At 56.9% G+C, this 20059-nt stretch carries 15 protein-coding genes; 4 read left to right on the plus strand and 11 right to left on the minus strand.

Features of this window, described 5'->3' with window-relative positions:
* Positions 1-64: 64 nt before the first annotated feature.
* From KO536_RS10880 to KO536_RS10915, 8 genes are all read right to left on the minus strand, one after another.
* On the minus strand, positions 65-1168 hold the full coding sequence (locus tag KO536_RS10880) for an alkene reductase (protein ID WP_219261918.1): 1104 nt from the start codon (positions 1166-1168) through the stop codon (positions 65-67).
* 493 nt (positions 1169-1661) lie between these two features.
* Complete coding sequence (locus KO536_RS10885) at positions 1662-2384, minus strand: DUF4225 domain-containing protein (protein ID WP_257622881.1); 723 nt, start codon at positions 2382-2384, stop codon at positions 1662-1664.
* Positions 2381-2866: an Hcp family type VI secretion system effector gene (locus KO536_RS10890; protein WP_019822546.1), complete on the minus strand. Its 486-nt coding sequence runs from the start codon at positions 2864-2866 to the stop codon at positions 2381-2383. Before KO536_RS10890 ends, KO536_RS10885 begins: the two co-directional genes overlap by 4 nt.
* Before the next feature lie 309 nt (positions 2867-3175).
* Positions 3176-5290: an EAL domain-containing protein gene (locus tag KO536_RS10895; protein WP_219261919.1), complete on the minus strand. Its 2115-nt coding sequence runs from the start codon at positions 5288-5290 to the stop codon at positions 3176-3178.
* Positions 5291-5299: 9 nt separating this feature from the next.
* Entirely contained in the window at positions 5300-5689 is a 390-nt protein-coding gene (locus KO536_RS10900; protein WP_133079469.1) for a response regulator, read from the minus strand.
* Positions 5674-7404 carry a PAS domain-containing sensor histidine kinase gene (locus KO536_RS10905; protein WP_219261920.1) on the minus strand — a complete coding sequence of 577 codons (1731 nt, stop codon included), beginning with the start codon at positions 7402-7404 and terminating at the stop codon, positions 5674-5676. Before KO536_RS10905 ends, KO536_RS10900 begins: the two co-directional genes overlap by 16 nt.
* Positions 7405-7590: 186 nt before the next feature.
* The gene (locus tag KO536_RS10910; protein ID WP_219261921.1) at positions 7591-9054 is read right to left on the minus strand and encodes an MFS transporter; all 1464 of its coding nucleotides are present in this window, start codon (positions 9052-9054) and stop codon (positions 7591-7593) included.
* Positions 9055-9337: 283 nt separating this feature from the next.
* Positions 9338-11233, minus strand: coding sequence for a sigma-54-dependent Fis family transcriptional regulator (locus tag KO536_RS10915; RefSeq protein WP_219261922.1), 1896 nt, complete (start codon positions 11231-11233; stop codon positions 9338-9340).
* Between the two features lie 243 nt (positions 11234-11476).
* Between KO536_RS10915 and KO536_RS10920 the strand changes: the two genes are divergently transcribed.
* Complete coding sequence (locus KO536_RS10920; protein ID WP_219261923.1) at positions 11477-13300, plus strand: NAD(P)/FAD-dependent oxidoreductase; 1824 nt, start codon at positions 11477-11479, stop codon at positions 13298-13300.
* A 69-nt stretch (positions 13301-13369) separates the two neighbouring features.
* Here KO536_RS10920 and KO536_RS10925 read toward each other — a convergent pair whose 3' ends face one another.
* A complete protein-coding gene (locus KO536_RS10925) occupies positions 13370-14083 on the minus strand; it encodes a FadR/GntR family transcriptional regulator (protein ID WP_219261924.1) in 714 nt (237 codons plus the stop codon).
* Between the two features lie 107 nt (positions 14084-14190).
* Entirely contained in the window at positions 14191-15927 is a 1737-nt protein-coding gene (locus KO536_RS10930) for an IlvD/Edd family dehydratase (RefSeq protein WP_219261925.1), read from the minus strand.
* 190 nt (positions 15928-16117) lie between these two features.
* On the opposite strand from KO536_RS10930, the gene KO536_RS10935 reads away from it, so the two are divergent.
* Both KO536_RS10935 and araD1 read left to right on the plus strand, forming a co-directional pair.
* A complete protein-coding gene (locus tag KO536_RS10935) occupies positions 16118-17440 on the plus strand; it encodes an MFS transporter (protein ID WP_219261926.1) in 1323 nt (440 codons plus the stop codon).
* 16 nt (positions 17441-17456) lie between these two features.
* Positions 17457-18449, plus strand: a complete 993-nt coding sequence (gene araD1 / locus KO536_RS10940; RefSeq protein WP_219261927.1) for an AraD1 family protein — start codon at positions 17457-17459, stop codon at positions 18447-18449.
* 49 nt (positions 18450-18498) lie between these two features.
* On the opposite strand, the gene KO536_RS10945 is transcribed toward araD1, so the two are convergent.
* Positions 18499-18798 carry a helix-turn-helix transcriptional regulator gene (locus KO536_RS10945; protein ID WP_133079460.1) on the minus strand — a complete coding sequence of 100 codons (300 nt, stop codon included), beginning with the start codon at positions 18796-18798 and terminating at the stop codon, positions 18499-18501.
* A gap of 83 nt (positions 18799-18881) precedes the next feature.
* Here KO536_RS10945 and KO536_RS10950 point away from each other — a divergent pair, with 83 nt between their 5' ends.
* A complete protein-coding gene (locus KO536_RS10950) occupies positions 18882-19973 on the plus strand; it encodes an NADH:flavin oxidoreductase/NADH oxidase (protein ID WP_219261928.1) in 1092 nt (363 codons plus the stop codon).
* Positions 19974-20059: the final 86 nt, after the last annotated feature.

A 20059-nucleotide genomic window follows, 5' to 3' on the forward strand; every position in this document is an offset into this window, starting at 1 on the left:
TGCGGGGCAACACTTCCCGGATGAAACCCGAGAACTGTTGTCCCGCATGCATCATGAATCGTGACTATTCGACAGATTCATACACTGGGTAATCGACATAGCCTTTTTTACCGCTGTTGCCGTAGAACGTTGATCGATCAGGTGTTGCGAGGGGCCAGCCGTTCTTCATTCGCTCCACCAGGTCGGGGTTTGCAATGAACGGGCGACCGAAAGCGATTAAATCCAGCTCCCCGGATTCAAGGGCACGTTCTGCAGACTCGCGATCAAAGCCGCCAGCAGCGATCAACGTACTCCGGAATGTTTCACGAAAACTCCTCGCAAATCCGTCAGGCATGCCCTCCGCACCAATGGTCAACTGATCGCTCAAATGGACGTAGGCGATATCCCGCTGTTGAACCTCGCGGGCGACTTCAACCCAGGTTTGGGCCTCATCGTCGAACGGAGCCATGTCGAAGAGACGGCCAAATGGAGAAATACGCACACCTACTTTGGCGCGGCCTACCTCCTGGGCAACCGCATCGATGGTTTCCAGCAGCAAACGGATTCTGTTCTGAATCGAACCGCCGTAATGGTCTGTGCGATCGTTGACCGTTGGGTTGATGAACTGTTCGAACAAATACCCGTTAGCGCCATGAATTTCGACGCCATCGAAACCGGCTTCCATCGCTTTGCGAGCAGCCTGGACAAAGTCATTCGTGATGCCCGGGATTTCCTCTGTAGACAGCGCTCGCGGAACACTGGCCTGGATCGGACCTGGCTCATATTCCTCGTTGTAGGCATAGGCCAGGGAGTTGGCCGCGTGTTTATGGCTCGATGAAACAGGCGCCCCGCCGTCTGGCTGTAACGTCGTATGGGACACACGGCCCACGTGCCAGAGTTGGGCGAAAATTTTACCGCCTTCTTCATGGACTGCCCGGGTTACGCGCTTCCATCCCTCAACCTGTTCCTGATTGTAAAGACCGGGGTTGAAGAGATAGCCCCGTCCCTGAATAGAAACAGGAACACCTTCACTGACGATAAGGCCGGCGCCAGCTCGCTGGCGGTAGTAAAGCACTGTCAAGTCATCGGGAATGTCATTTAGCGCACGCGCGCGAGTCATCGGAGCCATGACGACGCGATTTTTCAACGTAAGACCGCAAAGCGTGAAGGGCGAAAAAAGAATACTCATGGAGGCCTCTGAAGTGGAGCGCTTCGAAGCGCCGGGAGGAGCCAATATACTCAGTCTCTCCTGTTCGATAATCCACGTTGAATTCCAATCATTGTGGAATGTGGGTCTGAAATCTAATAGGCGTTACGGCAAGCCCAGCTGACGTGGAACGGTTACTCTGAGCGGGACTGATCAGATGTGAGTTTTCTTTCGTGAAAACCAGCGCTTAGGCTCGTATTGAGTGGGAACACAGCATGTGTGCAGGAAAATACTTACAAATGCGATCCATCCAACTGCATCATTATTTTGAAGGATAGGTTTTAGTGCAGGAAAAATAAGATCATATCCATATTTAACGGTACTCATATGAAATGACCCGAAGAAGATAGTCAGAGATAAGCATATAAAAAACCATCTCCATTTGAACCGTTCGCCAGAATAAAATCTCGATAGAAAATATAAGGAAGTGAGTACCGCCAAAGAGAGCACTAGATACACGACTGACGTTACAGTGCTATTTATCATTAGCCTTGTACTCCATGTACATTGATCTGCCTGTAACGCTATCACTAACCCCTTCAAATGCAAGTGCGCTACTGCCCATTGTCTTATACGCCCTTATATAATCAGTGTTGATATATCTAAACAGGCGCCAAGCATCTGGCTTTAATGCCATTCTCACGACGCCATATGCAGAAAGTCCTAAATCAACAGTGCCATAAGCCATATTTCCTTCAAATGCGCCGCCACCGAGTAGCTCGGCACCCTCCTGATAAACTTTCCTGATAGGACCTCGGGTGTCAGAACGGTTTTTTATAAGGTTACGTCCGTTCTCATAGAGGTTATTAGCGCCATGTGCGATCAAGGGGACACCTACTAATAGGCACAACGTACCGGCTGAACCGTAGCAGATGCCTGCTCCTGTTGCGATTTGAAATGCCCCGGCAATAGCTCCCACGCCTTTTTGAGCAATCTCAAATGACTGGCTCAGCAGGCTACTCTGTTCGTTTTTGAGTTCCAGTAGACCCTGCTCAGGGCTTTTTTTACCCTGTGAAACATCATCAACAATGCTTTTGGCATAATAAGCGACTTCGCGGTTGAATTGTAAACGCAGCGTGCCGTCTTTAATGTGTCTTACGCCTAATGTACTGGCTTGGCTTCCAAGTTTTCCAGCTGCGGCACTGACCATCCAATAGTCACAGCTACCAGGCATGCAACTTTCGGGTGTTGGTTTCATTCGTTATTTCCCCACGTGCTATATCCACTGGTACCAGCAACGTGGTGGATCCACGTGATGTCTCGGTAACGGATTGCTACATGTTCTTGTGGCTCGGCGTCGTGCTCCAAAATAGCGTGGGGCATTTCAAGTGTCAGGTTGGCTATAATTCCGCCTGTGATCGAAACAGAATAGAATTTTTCCTGCAGGCCAAAAGAGGACACTCGATAAAAACTGATTGTGCAGTTTATTTCCTCTCTGGATGAGAGTGCTTGAGCTAACAGTGGAGATGATTTGTCAACATTTTTGGTGATAAGAATTGGGCTGTGTGTTGGCTTATCGATATTTCCAATGTTGATCATGTTGTGGGTGTAAGACAACACCATAATTTCGTCGGCATAACCGGTCTGACATTTATTGCCAATAGATTCCTGGGTTGAACAACCTGCTGAAATAAGTCCTTGAGCCTTGCCGGTGATCGTCATGTAACCATGATTAGCCATATATACCGCTCCTTTTAGTCAGCCGAACATCTTATTGCAAGAGTTTCAGGCGCGCCGTAGGACATTTCTTAAAGTCATATCAGAAATATGCCAAATTCTTACCGGCGGCTTGGCTAAATTCCTGACTAGATAACTCTGCGGGTTCATCGCGAAACCGAGATACGCAATTGTTCTATCCAGGAAAAGTCCAGGAGCAGGGCTATCTGCGCAATTCCAAGTATTCTGAAATGTTGAATCTGAATTACAGGTATGAATCATGGATGCGCCCCGCTGGGAGGCGCATTTTTGGATTGCACTGCCTGCAGTGATCTAAGTAAAACACCCGCGCGCGCGCAAGTAAGCTTCTAGCTCAAGAACCGGCAGTGGCTTGCTGAAAAGATAGCCTTGCACCTGATCGCAGCCGTTTTTCTTCAGAAAATCCAGTTGCTCAGGGGTCTCCACACCTTCGGCAATCACTTGCAGGTTGAGGCTATGGGCCAACTCGATAATGGTCCGGGCAATGGCTGCGTCTTGGGGGTTGGTGGTCACTTCGCGGATGAAGGCGATGTCGATCTTCAGTTTGTCGATCGGGAATCGTCGCAGGTACGCGAGGCTTGAATATCCCGTACCGAAATCGTCTATGGAAACTTTGACTCCCAATTGTTGCAAAGTCTGCAAGCTGGCGATGGTGTGCGAAGTGTTCTCCATGAGCGAGCTTTCCGTCAGTTCGATCTCAAGCCAGTGGGGATCTATCTGATGGTCGATCAGCGCCTGCTGAATGCTCGCAATGAAATCGCTGTCTATGATCTGCTGGCAGGAGACGTTGACCGCCACCTGAATGCCCTCCTCACCTGCCCGTTGCCAATCGGCGATTTGCTTGCACACACGGGTGATCACCCAATTGCCGACCTGGGAAATCAGCCCCAGGTTTTCCAGTATCGGCACGAATACCGCTGGCGAGATATTGCCCTGCCCCGGTTGTTGCCAGCGCAACAGGGCCTCGAGACCACAGACGCTGCCGTCGACCACACTGATCTTGGGTTGATAAAACAGCTCAAATGTCTGCTGTCTCACCGCATCACGCAGGGCGGTTTCAATCGCTTGGCGCGTTGAGGCTTCCTCATTCATTTGCGCCGTGTAGTAACGATAATTATCCCTGCCGAGCTTCTTCGCACGGTGCATGGCGGTATTCGCGTGCCGGATCAACCCATGCGCGTCGTTCCCGTCGCCCGGGTACAGTGCAATGCCAATGCTGGCGGTCATCGCCGTGGACTGATCACCCAACTGAAAAGGCTCGCGCAGGGTTTCGCGCATGCGCTCCACGGTTTGCAGGGGATCTGCCTGACCCTCGCGAATCATCAGGATCAGCGCAAACTCGTCACCGTCCATGCGCCCCACTGTGTCGCTCACATTAAGGCAGTTGGTCAGTCGCTGCCCCACCTGCGCCAACACGCGATCACCCAGTTGGTGGCCCCAGGTTTCGTTGACGCGACTGAAGTCATCCAGATCAACCGTCACCACTGCCAGCTGCCAATGGCTGAGCGACGCTTGGGTCAGCCCCATTTGCAGGGTGGTAAAAAACAGTTTGCGATTGGGCAGCCCGGTCAACGTGTCGTAATGGGCCATTTTCAACATGCGTTGATCGGCGGCCTTGCGCTCAGTGATGTCATGGGCAATGCCGACGATGATCCAGTCATCGCCTGTCTTGTATGCCTGGCGGTGGACTTCTACCGGGAGGAAACTGCCGTCCTTGCAGCGGATTTGTGTTTCCGTGGCTTCGCTTGGGCCCTTGCCCGCGATGATCTGGTCATACAACATTTCCAGGTGTTCGATGGAGTCATCGCTGAGGTCGGCGGGTGTTTTACCCAGCAGCTCTTGCGCGGTAAAGCCCAGTACCTGGCAGGCCCGTCGGTTGAACTCGATCAAGCACATGGTGCTGCGATTGATCAGAAATATGGCATCGCCCGAAGCATCCATCGCCGAGCGAAAGCGCTCAAGGTCGATGGTGCGTTGTTGCAATTGCTCTTCCAGCATCAGGCTGTGGCTTTTCAAATAATCGCCGAACGCCTTGAGCCTCAAAAGGTTGCGCACCCGCAACCACAACTCTGCACTTTCCACGGGTTTGCTGAGGAAGTCTTCGGCGCCTGCTTCCAGGCCGCAAATACGCGCACTGTGCTCACCAAGGGCGGACAGCATGATGATCGGGATATTCGACGTGGCCTTGTTCGTCTTGAGCTGGCGGGCAACGTCGAAACCGTCCATGCCCGGCATCATGATGTCGAGCAGGATCAAGTCGGGTGGCTGTTCCTCGACCATGACAAGGGCCTCTTCTCCCGAACTGGCGGCCAGGGTTTGATACCCCTGATTCTCCAGCAGGATCTTCAGCAGTTTTCGGACATGGGGTTCATCATCGACAATCAATAAGGTAGCGGCAGGGTTGGGCATAGGAAGTGCTCAATGAGAGGGCTGCTGAGGCCGATTGCCTTGCAGCAACGCGTCGATAACCCGGTAAAGTTCCTTGTAGCGCAGAGGTTTGATGATGTAGGCATTACACCCCGCCAGCCGTGTTTTTTCTTCGTCTTCCTTCATGGCCATGGCAGTGAGCGCGATCACCGGGATGGCCGCGGTCAGTGCATCGCTCTTGAGCAACGAGGTGGCTTTGAGGCCATCCATTCCCGGTAACTGGATGTCCATCAGAATCAGCGCAGGCTGCAGCTCTCGCGCCAGCTTCAGCCCGGTTTCCGCATCTGCCGCACAAATCACGCTGTGGCCGGCACTGGTCAGCAGCAACCGGGCCAGCCGCATGTTGGCGGCATTGTCTTCGACGATCAGGATCTCGGCCATGGCGCCTCCACAGGGGTTAAACGACGGATCGGCAGCCAGACCACGAATCGTGCTCCGGCCCCTTCCCTGCTGGTCACCGCGACACTGCCGCCATGCAGCTCGGTCAACTGTTTGACCATGGCCAGGCCCAGGCCGGTGCCCTCGAATTTACGCGCCAGACTGCTGTCGATTTGACTAAAGGCCTTGAACAACTTGTCCATATTGCCCTTGGCGATACCGATGCCGGTGTCACTCACGCTCAACTCCAGGAACACATCGTACTCGCTGTCCTGAACCTCGAAGCCATGCACGGGCCAATCACCCGCCAGTTTCCCCACGTGTTCACGGGTAACCTGGCGTACCGCCAACGTCCCTACGCCCCCTGGCGCGCTGAATTTCACGGCATTGGCCAGCAGGTTGTAGACGATCTGCTTGGTCTTGCGCAGGTCGAGCTCAAAGCTGCCGAGCTCGGCATCGGTAGCGAGTTTCAACTGGATGCGTTGCAGTGCGGCTTTCTCGCGCACGATCAATAAACTGTTGCTCAGCAAGCTCTGCAGTTCGACGGGCTCCAGCTCCAGCGCCATCATCCCGGCTTCGACTTTGGACAGGTCGAGGATGTCATTGATCAGCGACAGCAAGTGTTGGCCGCTGTTGAAAATGTCGGTGATGTACTCGCGCTGGGTCTCGCTCATGTCACCGACCATGCCGTCCTTGAGCGCCTCCGAAAAACCGATGACAGCGTTCAGCGGCGTGCGCAGTTCATGGGACATGGTGGCGAGAAACTCGGACTTCATGTGGCTGGCGTGTTCGAGCTCGATGTTCTTCTCTTCCAGGGTTCGCTCGAAGCGCTTGCGCTCTGTCACATCACGGGCAGCAGCGAACACGCCTTGCAACTTGCGGTCGCGGTCGTGAAAGGTCGCCGCGTTATAGGACACAACGGTTTCAGTACCGTTATAAGCGCGTACCGTCAGTTCATAGTCGCTGACCTTGTTTTCACTGAGCACCCGCTTGATGGCAGCGTCGGCGCGGGCCGGATCGGTGAAAAAGTTTTTGCACGGCGCACCAATCAACTCGTCCCGGGTACGCCCCGTGAGCGCCATCATCTGTTTATTGACGTCGGAAATGATGCCCTGCGGATCCGTCATCATCAGGGCGTCGATGTTCGACTCGATCAACGAGCGCGTATAAAACTGCTGGTCGCGTAAACGCTGATCCAGCAAGGCCTGGGTCGCTTCTTCTTGTTTGCGCGCCGTGTTGTCGGTGCCGATCAGCAAGTAACCGATGATGGTTTCTGCGCTGTCGCGCAATGAGGTGACCGACACCATTGCCGAGAGGCGGCTGCCATCCTTGCGGATATAGGTCAGCTCATAAATGTCCTCAATCCCGCGTGAGGCCTTGAATACCAGCGCTTCGAAGCCAGGAGTGATCGGTGTATTGAGCTCAAGGCTCAAGGCGGCTGCGCGGGCAATCAATTCCGCAGGGTCGGAGATATCTGCCGGAGTGATCCGGTTGACCACGTCTTCGGACTGATAACCGAGCATGCGTTCGGCGCCGACATTGAAGATCTGGATGACGCCTTTTTCATCGGTAGCGATACTGGAAAAGTAGGCACTGTTGAAGATTGCGTCTTGAAGGGCGCCGGTTTTGAGCAGGGTTTTCTGCCGGCGAAACTCGACAAGCTTCTCTGCTCGGGACAGGGGCTCGGTGGGCGGACGGTCTACAGGCGGAGTGTCCATTGATTCGTTTCCCGTTAACTCGCGAACCTGACCGTGATCACGGTGCCGTAAAGCGTGCTTACGGAAATCGCCCAAATGAGCGACTAAAGGCTTTTACACCATAGCAGAGGTGCTGGAGTAAGCGTAAACAGGGCAGCTTTTGTTCACGTGCGGGCGAGTTTTTCAACTGCCTGCACGGGAATGACCCTATTTGCTTTTGTGGTGCTTCAACACAACCCAGACCAACAGGCTCAATGCGCCGACGAGTGCAGCCGCCGTCAGCAAAACCACACTGTGAGAGGCGCTGAAAGCCTTTTGCCCCGCTGCAGCAAGCTGCTGACCTTGAATGCCTCCAAGTGCTTTGGCCGCAATCATCGTTTCACCAATAGACCGCACGGCTGTCTCGGCAATGGCAGATGGAATGCCCTCAGGCAGCTGTATGGATTTTTCATAAGTGGATACCAGAAGAATACCGAAAACGGTAATGCCCAGTCCGGTGCCAAGGTCGTAACTCGTGGCTTCAAGGGCTCCCGCAGAGCCCGCTTTCTCCATTGGAATGCTGTTCATGATCGCCACTGACGAGGCGGTTAAACCAATGCTGAGGGAAAGCCCCAGAGCCACCAGCATCACAATAATGGCCACCCCGCCGCTGCCCAGGTGTATTTGGGCCAACCCGACAAGACTGGCCGCAGACACCAGCAACGAGCAACTCGCAACCCACCTCAGGCCAATCGCCCGAAGGATGACGCCTGCAAGAGGCCCACCGATTGCAGCCGCAATCATGAGCGGCATCATGAAAATACCGGCCTCCAGGGGGGTACGCTCCATGACGAACTGCAGCTCTTGAGCCAGCAGCAATTCGAACCCGGCAAGCGCACCCATGGTGACGAGAGCCATGACGATACCCGTGCTGACCGCCGGAATGGAAAAAAGGCTCAGATCAAGCATCGGGGTCGAGGTATTAAGTTGCTTGCGTACAAACCAGACAAGCATCAGCGCTCCGAATACAAAACAGGCACCGGTAACGAATAGAGAGCTGTTGGTTTTGAAGCCCGACTTGAGGGCGTAAACACTTGCCATGACACCTAGGATCAGAATCACAGACTGTCCGATGGTCCAGTTTCCATCACCGACCACACTTCGTCGCGGTATGTAGGCGATCACTAAGGGGATGACCAGCAGCATCACGGGCACATTGATCAGGAAGACCGATCCCCACCAGAAATGCTCAAGCAGTGCGCCACCCACCAAGGGCCCGATGGCGGCTCCGGTGGAGGCAACCGCGCCCCAGATACCCAACGCCACTGCTTGATCGCTCTGATCTTCAAACGTTTGTCGAATAATCGCGAGGACGCTGGGCATGACCATGGCGCCACCGAATGCCATGAACGCCCGGGCCCCGATCAACGATCCAACGTTCGGAGAAAAGGCGGCCAATACGGAACCGGCGCAGAAGATACCCAGTCCAGCCAGCAGCATTCGGCGATGGCCGACCCTGTCCGCCAGCGTACCCATGGGAATCAGCAGGCTGGCCATCAACAACGGGTAGATGTCGATGATCCACAGAATCTCGGTACCCGTTGCTTGCAACGCAAGGGTCAGTGACGGAACTGCGACATGAAGAATGGTGTAATCCAGGACAATCGGCATGAAAGCCAGAATGACCGACATGAGGACTAACCAACGGTTTGAATTGCCATTAGACACAATAAAGTGACCTTTTTTACCGGGATCCCGGCTTTCAAACGCTTGTCAGCCATTTGAAGCCGTTGTCGTTACCACGCTTGCGCCCCAAGGCTGCGCCGCGATGCTAACCGAAATCCCCCCGCTTTCCCGCCGTGCAAATGTGAAGCTTTGTGAAGTCGCAGGTTTGAACCAGGACGGTCCGTTCCCGCCTTGGAAACCCCGGTCAAATACTGTCGGGGCGAGGACACTCGACGATCCCGCTCTGCACTCAACCGGGTCGTGAAATACCGTGCTGGCGCAGTTTGCGATAGAGCGTATTGCGGCTAATCCCCAGGCGGGCGGCAACATGGGCGATGTGCCAATGTTCTGCCTCGATCAACGCCAGCAGCGTTTGCCGTTCGCAGACTTCCAGCGGGTTTTCGCCCGGCGCGGCCGTGGCGGGCGTTGTTGGCAGTAACTCCTCCAGGTCGTCCAGAGTAATGCGCCCCTCAGACGACAACGCGACCAGTGTGCGCAGACACGTACGCAGTTGCCGCACGTTGCCCGGCCAAGGCTGAGTCAGTAAACGCTCTCTGACACCTGCTTCCAGGCGAACCCTTGCGCCTTTTGCCTCTTCACGCAGCAGAAGGTCGAGCAAACTGCCCTTGTCTGAACGCTCGCGCAGCGGCGGAAGTTGCACGGTAAACCCGGCAACCCGGTAGAAAAGATCTTCGCGAAAGCGCCCTTGCGCCACACAGGCTTGCAGATCCTGGTGGCTGGCACTGACAAGGCGGACATCGAGCGCACGTGCCGTCGCACCACCGAGCGGCACCACCTGACGCTCTTCAAGCACCCGCAGCAGGCGAGTCTGTAACGCCAGTGGCATATCGGCGATTTCATCGAGAAAAAGAATGCCGCCATGGGCCTGCTCCAGCTTGCCGATCATCCCGTCCTTGCGTGCCCCGGTGAAGCTGCCGCCGCGATAGCCAAACAGCTCGCTCTCGATCAGCGTCTCGGGGATGGCCGCGCAGTTGATCGCCACAAACGGCTGGTTCCTTCTGGAGCTGGCTCGATGCAGCGCCGCAGCAAAAGCCTCTTTGCCAGTTCCGGTTTCACCCTGTAAAAAAACCGGCACATCATGCTCTATAACACGCAGCGCGCGAGCAATGCCGCGCTGCAGGCGCGGGTCTTCGAGGCATACATGCACGTCATTGATTGTTTGGGGGGCAGGTGTGACTGAAGGCGCAGGGCGAACAGGTTCTCGCAACTGTACGTAAACCAGGCGCCCGTCCATCAGTCGCAAAGGCCAACAAACACTCGGTTGTGAACTGGCCTGACTGATCACCTGATCGACAGGTGTTTGCAGCAACATCGCCAGAGATTGCCCGACCACCTGGTCCCGGCTCAGGCCCAGAAGATCCAGCGCGCAATGATTGACTGAACAGATAGTCGCACTTTCATCGAAACTGAGCAGGCCTTCACCCAGCAGCCCGACGAAGCCCGCCTCGGGATGGAAGCGCAGCAAATAGCGTTGAGGGTCATGCCCCAGGAAAAAACAGCTCTCGATCAGATTGGCTGACAGTTGGGTCAACGCCATGGCTCTGAAGTAGTGCTGCTGGCTGTGATTATCCCGAATAGAAGAGAGGTTGAGCACGGCCAGCAACTCTCCATTGGCATCAAATATAGGGCTCGCCGAACAGCTCAGACCAACGTGCTTGCTACGAAAATGCTCATCACGACGGATGGTGACCTGTTGTTGCTCGACCAGGCAGGTGCCCACACCGTTGGTGCCTTCGCAATCTTCACTCCAGACCGAGCCGAGCCACAGCCCGGAGCGCTGGAAATCGGCTCGTTCGGACTCGTTGCACACACTGTCGATTGCCACACCGCGAGCATCGGTGAGCAGCACCACGTGGCCATCGCGTCCGAGCTGTTGGTGCAAGTGGTTCATCTGCCAGTGCGCTACAGCGATGATGTGTTCCAGGGGGGCGCGATGATCCTGCAAGCGCGGATGTTCAACCACATGAGGGGCCCGGCGACTGGCGGGATCGAGCTGATACTGATCCAGGCACCGACGCCAGGATCGGGTGATGGCCAGGTCATTAACAGGGGCTTGGTGGGTGTGAGTACCCTGCACGGCTTGAAGCACTAGTTGTGCATGGTCGTTGATCAAGGCCGGCTTCATTATTCTTGTTCTCCCTTACGGTTGGAGCACGGGTCTGTTCGCAGCTTATATGAAAAGAACGCAATGAGCGCTTTATGCACCGAGTGACACTCTGTCATCCACCCTTCACGAATTCGTGACAGATCTGCGAATCAACACTTCAGCAATACCGCAGCAAGAGCTCTGCAATGGGGCTTTTGCGAAGGTGGCCCGAGCCTTGCTCTGGAGCAGGTTGTACAAAAACAACAAGATCGGAGAAGCCCAATGAACATTGCTGTTGAAAAACCGCTGCACACGCCGACTGCTCAGCTCGCGGCCTGGGTCGAAAACCTCGGTGAACGGCTCGCCCGGCGTGATGTGGACGGCGCTCTGGAGCTGTTTGGCGAAGAGTGTCACTGGCGTGACCTGCTACTGTTCAGCTGGAACCTGGTGACCCTGGAAGGCAAGCCGGCCATCCGCGACATGCTCGAAACACGCCTGGAGCAGACGCGTCCTCAACAATTGAAACTGGAAGGTGAGGCGACGCTCAGTAACGGAGTACTCGAAGGCTGGATCAGCCTGGAAACCGATGCGGGACGGGGCAAAGGCTATGTTCGTCTGAAAGAGGGCCTGTGCTGGACGCTGCTGACCACCATGCGCGAGCTCAAGGGTTTTGAAGAACCGAGCGGGCGCCGCCGTCCAAAGGGGGCCAATCATGACCACGACCATCCTGACAAACGCAACTGGCTGGAACGCCGTCGTGATGAAGAGGCCTCGTTAGGCATCACCACCCAACCTTACTGCCTGATCGTGGGCGGCGGTCAGGGCGGGTTGGGACTCGCAGCGCGGCTCAAGCGCATGGGTGTGCCTACTTTGATCGTCGACAAAGCCGAGCGCCCGGGTGATCAGTGGCGCAGTCGCTACAAGTCGCTGTGCCTGCACGACCCTGTCTGGTACGACCACATGCCTTACCTGCCCTTCCCCGACCACTGGCCCGTCTTCACCCCCAAAGACCAGATTGGCGACTGGCTGGAAATGTACACCAAAGTCATGGAACTCAATTATTGGCCGCGCACAGAATGCGAGAGCGCAAGCTTTGACGAGCAAAGCGGTACCTGGACGGTTCAAGTGCTGCGCGACGGCGAGCGCATGACTTTACAGCCTGCCCAGTTGATCCTTGCCACCGGCATGTCTGGCGTGCCCAATGTCCCGCAATACCCGGGTGCCGAAACGTTCCGTGGCCAGCAGCATCATTCCAGCCGACACCCCGGCGCAGACGCCTGGCGCGGCAAGCACGCGGTGGTCATAGGGGCCAACAACTCGGCACACGATATCTGCGCCGACCTGGTGGAGAACGGTGCACAGGTGACCATGGTGCAACGCTCCAGCACCCACATCGTGCGTTCCGACAGTCTGATGGATCTCGTCTTCGGCGGGCTCTACTCCGAAGACGCCCTGGAAACGGGTTTGACCACGGACAAGGCTGATCTGCTGTTCGCTTCGATCCCCTACAAGGTCATGCCGGGCTTTCATAAACCCATCTTCGATGCGATCAAGGAACGTGACAAAGACTTCTACGAGCGCTTGGCCAAAGTCGGTTTCATGCTCGATTTCGGTGACGACGAGTCTGGCCTTTTCATGAAGTATGTTCGCCGTGGTTCTGGTTACTACATCGACGTCGGCGCCTGCGAGTTGATCGCCAATAGCACGATCAAGCTCAAGAGCGCACCCGGCCTGGGTGTCGAGCGTATCGAAGCAGACGCCGTCATCCTCAACGATGGCACCCGGCTACCGGCAGATCTGATCGTTTATGCCACGGGCTATGGCTCAATGAACGGTTGGGCGGCGAAGCTGATTTCCCAGGAAGTCGCTGACAAGGTCGGCCGCTGCTGGGGCTTGGGTTCCGGCACCACGAATGATCCGGGCCCTTACGAGGGTGAACTGCGCAACATGTGGAAGCCGACACAGCAGCAAAACCTCTGGTTTCATGGTGGCAACCTGCATCAGTCACGGCATTATTCGCTGTATCTGGCCCTGCAGTTAAAAGCGCGCTTCGAAGGTATCGACGCATCCGTCTATAACCTTGCCAAGAGCCACCATACTGGCTGAGTCACATGGCGCCTGGCCCTTGGTTGGGCGCCGCAACAGGTCAAATCGGGCTTGCCAGTATCAACCGCCCTACCCTTGGCTCAACACCACATCCAGCGCCATGCGCGCGTCTTCGAGCTGTACCAGCGTGGCCTGGCGCGCGCCCAAAGCGTCGCGGCTTTCGATCGCGGTCAAAATTGCCTTGTGCCGTGGCAGGGCAAGTTCGTGCAGGTTGGGTCGACGGTTGGAGTGCTTCATGGCTTCGCGCAAGGCCAATGACAGCATGTTGCACAAGTTGGCCAGCAAATCGTTGTGAGTTGCGTCGGCAATCCGGCTGTGAAAGTCCAGGTCGGGTTGCAGTAGCTCTTCAGGGCTGGAGGCACTTTCCATGCGTTGGTAGGCTTCTTGAATCGATGCCACATCTTCTGCAGTTGCATGCTGGGCTGCGAGCGCTGCCACGGCGGGCTCGATAATGCTGCGCACGGTGGTCAGCAAGCCAAAAAATTCATTTTGGGGCGAGGCCTGCAGCAACCAGTGCAACACATCCGGATCGAGCATGTGCCACTCGCGGCGCGGTTTGACCACGGTACCCACGCGCGGCCTGGAGTACACCAGGCCTTTGGCAACCAGGACCCGGGTGGCTTCGCGCAAGACCGGACGGCTGACCGCATATTCTGAGCAGAGCAATGCTTCGGCAGGCAGTTTGTCGTCGGATTTGAAGCGCCCGGAGACAATCTGCAGGCCGAGTTCCTGAACGATGCGCGTATGCATGCTTTTGCGGTCGGAGGGCTGACGATAATCCATGGGGCGCGGGGCGATCCTTTCGATTCAAAGCGCGGATCATAGCAGGCGCGGGTTGATTCGCGCCCGCTCTGATTGCCATGGCGGGTTCGCTTTGCCGGTGTCGCCACTTAGTGGGAATGACGGGGTACTTCCGATCCTCGGCAGCCCACCAGGAAATCGAAATCGCAGCCTTGGTCGGCCTGCATGACATGGTCGATGTATAACTGGCGATAGCCGCCAATCAACAGGTTTTTTGGCGGCTCGATATCAGCCAGGCGAGCGGTCAGTTCGGCATCGGAGATATCCAGGTGCAGGCGTCCACTGGCGCAATCCAGTTCAATCCAGTCACCTTCCTGCACGGCCGCCAGTGGTCCGCCGGCTGCGGCTTCCGGAGCCACGTGCAGCACCACCGTGCCGTAAGCCGTTCCGCTCATGCGGGCATCGGAAATGCGCACCATATCGGTTACGCCCTGAGCCAGCAGCTTGGCGGGCAGGCCCATGTTGCCCACTTCGGCCATGCCCGGATAACCCTTTGGCCCACAGTTCTTCATCACCAGAATCGAGTCGGCAGTGACCGCCAGTTCAGGGTCATTGATGCGGGCCTTGTACATGTCGAAGTTCTCGAATACCACGGCCTGTCCGCGATGCTTCATCAGGGCCGGTGTCGCAGCGGATGGCTTGAGTACCGCGCCCAGAGGCGCCAGGTTGCCGCGCAATACGCAGATACCGCCGTCGGCGACCAGCGGGTTATCGATTGCCCGGATAACTTCGTCGTCGCCATAGATCGGTGAGTTTTTAACGTTCTCCCACAGACTCTTGCCGTTGACGGTCAACGCTTGCGGATTCGGGATCAGGCCGTTCTCACCCAGGCGCCGCAGCACGGCCGGCAGGCCTCCGGCATAGTAGAACTCTTCCATCAGGAAGCGGCCCGACGGCTGCAAGTCCACCAGGGTCGGAGTGCCCTGGCCTATGCGGGTCCAGTCATCCAGTTCCAGGTCCACGCCAATCCGCCCGGCGATGGCCTTGAGGTGAATCACGGCGTTGGTCGAACCGCCAATGGCGGCATTGACCCTGATCGCATTTTCAAAGGCTTCCCGGGTCAAAACCTTGGACAGGCGCAAATCCTCGCGGACCATCTCGACGGCGCGCATGCCCGACATATGGGCCAGTACGTAGCGGCGTGAATCCACCGCCGGGATGGCTGCGTTATGGGGCAGCGAGGTCCCCAGCGCTTCTGCCATGCAGGCCATGGTCGAGGCCGTGCCCATGGTGTTGCAGGTGCCCGCCGAGCGCGACATGCCGGCCTCGGCCGAGAGGAATTCGTCGAGGCTGATGGTGCCGGCTTTATAGGACTCGTGCATCTGCCAGACGATGGTGCCGGCGCCGATATCCTTGCCCTTGTGCTTGCCGTTCAGCATCGGGCCACCGGTGACCACAATGGCCGGGACATCGCAGCTGGCCGCGCCCATCAACAGCGCCGGGGTCGTTTTGTCGCAACCGGTCAACAGCACCACCCCATCGATCGGATTACCGCGAATGGCTTCTTCCACATCCATGCTCGCCAGATTGCGCGTCAACATGGCGGTAGGTCGCAGATTGGATTCGCCGTTGGAAAACACCGGGAACTCGACCGGGAAGCCGCCCGCCTCGATGACACCACGTTTGACGTGCTCGGCGATGGTCCGAAAGTGAGCATTGCAAGGTGTCAGTTCCGACCAGGTATTGCAGATACCGATGATCGGCTTGCCCTGGAACTGATGATCGGCAATGCCCTGGTTCTTCATCCAGCTGCGGTACATGAAGCCGTTTTTATCAGCGCTGCCAAACCATTGGGCGGAACGCAAGGGAGGATATTTGTCGGACATGTTGGCGGTCTCTTATTGTATGACTAATTTTTTTTCGTGCCGCTAAATTAGCCTTAAAAAAGCCAATGTGGAAGAGTTGTTGGCTAAATAGTAATACTATATAGTCGTTTTCACTGAGAGCTGATCCTGGCGAAAACCCGCTTGAGGCCACTCCAGAGGTTCCATAACAAAAACAATGGGAGACCGTCTCATGAGCCAGGAACTCCGGCTTATTCGCCGCATTACGCTTAAACTCATTCCGTTTCTGATCCTGCTGTACCTGATTGCTTACGTCGATCGCTCGGCGGTGGGCTTTGCCAAGCTGCACATGGGCGCTGATATCGGCATTGGCGATGCAGCCTATGGCTTGGGCGCGGGCCTGTTTTTCATCGGCTATTTCCTGATGGAAATCCCCAGCAACCTGATGCTCGAGCGTTTCGGCGCTCGGCGCTGGTTTGCCCGGATCATGCTCACCTGGGGCGCCATTACCATTGGCATGGCCTTTGTGCAGGGACCGCACAGCTTCTATGTCATGCGTTTCCTGCTGGGGGTCGCCGAAGCGGGATTCTTTCCTGGCGTGCTGTACTACATCACCCAATGGTTCCCGGTCCGCCATCGCGGCAAGATCCTGGGGCTGTTTATCCTGTCGCAACCTATCGCCATGATGATCACCGGGCCCGTGTCCGGCGGCTTGCTGGGCATGGATGGCATCCTGGGTCTGCAGGGTTGGCAATGGCTGTTCATTGTGATCGGCATGCCCGCCATTCTGTTGACCTGGCCCGTACTGCGTTACTTGCCGGACGGCCCGCAACAGGTCAAGTGGATGGATCAGGGTGAAAAGGACTGGCTGCAAGGCGAGCTGGAAAAGGACTTGCAGGCCTACGGCCAGACCCGTCATGGCAACCCGTTGCACGCGTTGAAAGACAAGCGCGTGTTGCTGCTTGCGCTGTTCTATCTGCCCGTCACCCTGAGCATTTACGGGCTGGGGCTTTGGCTGCCAACGTTGATTAAACAGTTTGGCGGCAGTGACTTGAGCACCGGGTTCGTGTCTTCGGTGCCCTATGTCTTCGGCATTATCGGCTTGCTCATCATTCCTCGCAGTTCCGACCGCCTCAATGATCGCTATGGCCACCTGGCAGTGCTCTATGTGCTGGGCGCCATCGGACTGTTCTTCAGCGCCTGGCTGACGGTCCCGATGCTGCAACTGGCGGCCTTGAGCCTGGTGGCGTTCTCGTTGTTTTCCTGTACCGCCATCTTCTGGACATTGCCGGGACGCTTCTTCGCCGGTGCCAGTGCCGCCGCCGGCATTGCCCTGATCAACTCGGTGGGCAACCTGGGTGGCTACATCGGACCGTTTGTGATCGGCGGGCTCAAGGAATACACCGGCAACCTGGCCTCGGGCTTGTACTTCCTGTCAGGGGTGATGCTGTTCGGGCTATTCCTGACGTTCGTGGTGTATCGCACCCTCGAACGCAAACACGTGCTCCAGCCGAGCGAATTTGCCGCCAGTGCCCGCGCGGCGACTCATCTTTAATCAAGGGACTTCCGTTATGCGTTTAGTACAATTTGAACTCAACACCGGCGAGCGCCGCGTCGGCCTGGTAGACGGTGACCTGGTACGTGAAGTGCTGGGGGCCAACAGCGTGCGTGATTTGGCCCTCGCGGCCATCGAAGCGGGTGTGAGCCTGGCACAGCAGGTCGACCAGCGAGGCCTGGGCATTGCCCATGACTACCCGGCGTTGTTGGCCGAGTTGCGCATCCTCCCCCCTCTGGATCATCCGGACCCGGCCCATATGCTGATCAGCGGTACGGGCCTGACCCACCTGGGCAGCGCATCTGCGCGAGATAAAATGCATCAGCAGGCCGGTGACGAAGCGGCCTTGACCGACACCATGCGCATTTTCAAATGGGGAGTGGAAGGCGGAAAGCCCGCCGCCGGTCAGGCGGGCGTGCAACCGGAATGGTTCTACAAGGGCGATGGCAGCATCGTCGTACGGCCGGGAGCTGCCTTCCCATTGCCACCGTTTGCCGAAGACGCGGGCGAGGAGCCGGAAATCGGCGGCCTGTATGTCATCGGCCACGACGCCAAACCCTATCGACTGGGGTTCGCGGTAGGTAATGAATTCTCCGATCACGTGATGGAACGCAAAAACTACCTGTACCTGGCTCATTCCAAATTGCGCAGCTGCTCCTTTGGGCCGGAACTGCGGGTCGGTGCATTGCCCCAGCATTTGTCGGGCCGCAGCCGAATCCTGCGCGATGGCGAGGTGCTATGGGAAAACGAGTTTCTGAGTGGTGAAGCCAACATGTGCCACAGCCTGGAAAACCTTGAATATCATCACTTCAAGTACAGCCAGTTCCTGCGTCCAGGTGATGTGCATATCCACTTTTTCGGCACGGCGACCTTGTCGTTCGCCGACGGCATTCGCACACAGCCGGGTGATCGCTTCGAAATCAGCCAGGCCGATTTCGGCGCGCCTTTGATCAACGGTATCGCCCCGGTCGATGGGGTGTTCGCGCCCGGCGACATGGGCACACTTTAAAGGAGCGCCCCCGAGGAAAACCCTTGGCCGTAGCTGCGCCGCAGGGCAATCAGGCCTGGGACAGGATGCAATCCAGCAAGCCCGGGAAGCGCTGATTGAGCTCCTGCGCGCGCAGTGAGTTCATGTGCGTGGTGCCGACATTTCGCGTATGAACAAGCCCTGCGTCGCGCAAGACCCGGAAGTGATGGGACATGCTGGACTTGGGCCGACCGCCGTCCAGCTCGCCGCACGAGGCTTCAGCAACGCCCGCAAGGTAGCGGACAATCTCGAAACGGACGGGGTCGCTCAGGGCGTAAAGCAAACGCTCGAGAATGAAGTCAGATGGAACGGGATGTTTGAAGGTACGCATGTGTCGATGATAACGAAGGCTTTTAATGAATGCCATATTTCGATTACTATCGAACAAGCGAATCAATCTGCCGGAGCCTGCACATGTCTGCCCTGTTCGAACCGTACACCTTAAAAGACATCACCTTGAGAAACCGAATTGCCATTCCGCCGATGTGCCAGTACATGGCAGAGAACGGCATGGTCAATGACTGGCATTTGGTCCACCTGGCCGGTCTGGCAAGGGGCGGCGCTGGCCTGGTTGTGGTCGAGGCGACGGCCGTTTCCCCGGAAGGACGTATCACCCCCGGATGCGCAGGCATCTGGAGCGATGCCCATGCCCAGGCTTTTGTGCCTGTGGTAAAGGCGATCAAGGATGCCGGTTCTGTGCCCGGTATTCAGATCGCGCATGCCGGGCGCAAGGCCAGCGCCAACCGGCCCTGGGAAGGCGATGATCACATCCCTGAAGGCAATCCTCAGGGTTGGCAGACTATTGCGCCCTCGCCTGTCGCGTTCGGCGCCAATCTGCCTAAAGTCCCCAAGCAAATGTCCCTTGAAGACATTGCCCGCGTGCGCCAGGACTTCGTGGATGCGGCACGTCGTGCCCGTGATGCCGGTTTTGAATGGATTGAGCTGCACTTTGCGCACGGCTACCTGGGTCAGAGTTTCTTCTCCGAGCACTCCAACCAGCGCACCGATGAGTACGGTGGCAGCTTTGAAAACCGCAGCCGATTCCTGCTTGAGACGCTGGCCGCTGTGCGCGAGGTATGGCCGGAGAATCTTCCGCTTACTGCGCGCTTCGGGGTCATCGAGTACGACGGGCGCGATGAGCAAACCCTGAGTGAATCGATCGAGTTGGCGCGACGTTTCAAGGACGGTGGGCTTGACCTGCTGAGCGTCAGTGTAGGTTTCACCATCCCGCAAACCAATATCCCGTGGGGCCCTGCCTTCCTGGGCCCGATCGCCGAACGGGTGCGTCGTGAGTCGGGCCTGCCAGTGACTTCTGCATGGGGCTTTGGTACCCCGCAGCTGGCAAACGCCGCTATCGAATCTCGCCAGCTGGACCTGGTGTCCGTGGGCCGGGCGCACTTGGCGGATCCGCACTGGCCGTACTTTGCAGCCAAGGAACTGGGGGTTGAAAAGGCCTCGTGGACACTCCCCGCGCCCTACGCTCACTGGCTAGAACGCTACAGATAAGTTCGATTCCAGCCTCTGTGGGAGCGGGCTTGCTCGCGATGGCATCACCGCGACGAGCCTGGCAGACCGCGTCGTCTGCATCGCAG

This window comes from Pseudomonas sp. NKUCC02_KPG (assembly GCF_019345465.1).
In the GTDB taxonomy this organism is placed as follows: domain Bacteria; phylum Pseudomonadota; class Gammaproteobacteria; order Pseudomonadales; family Pseudomonadaceae; genus Aquipseudomonas.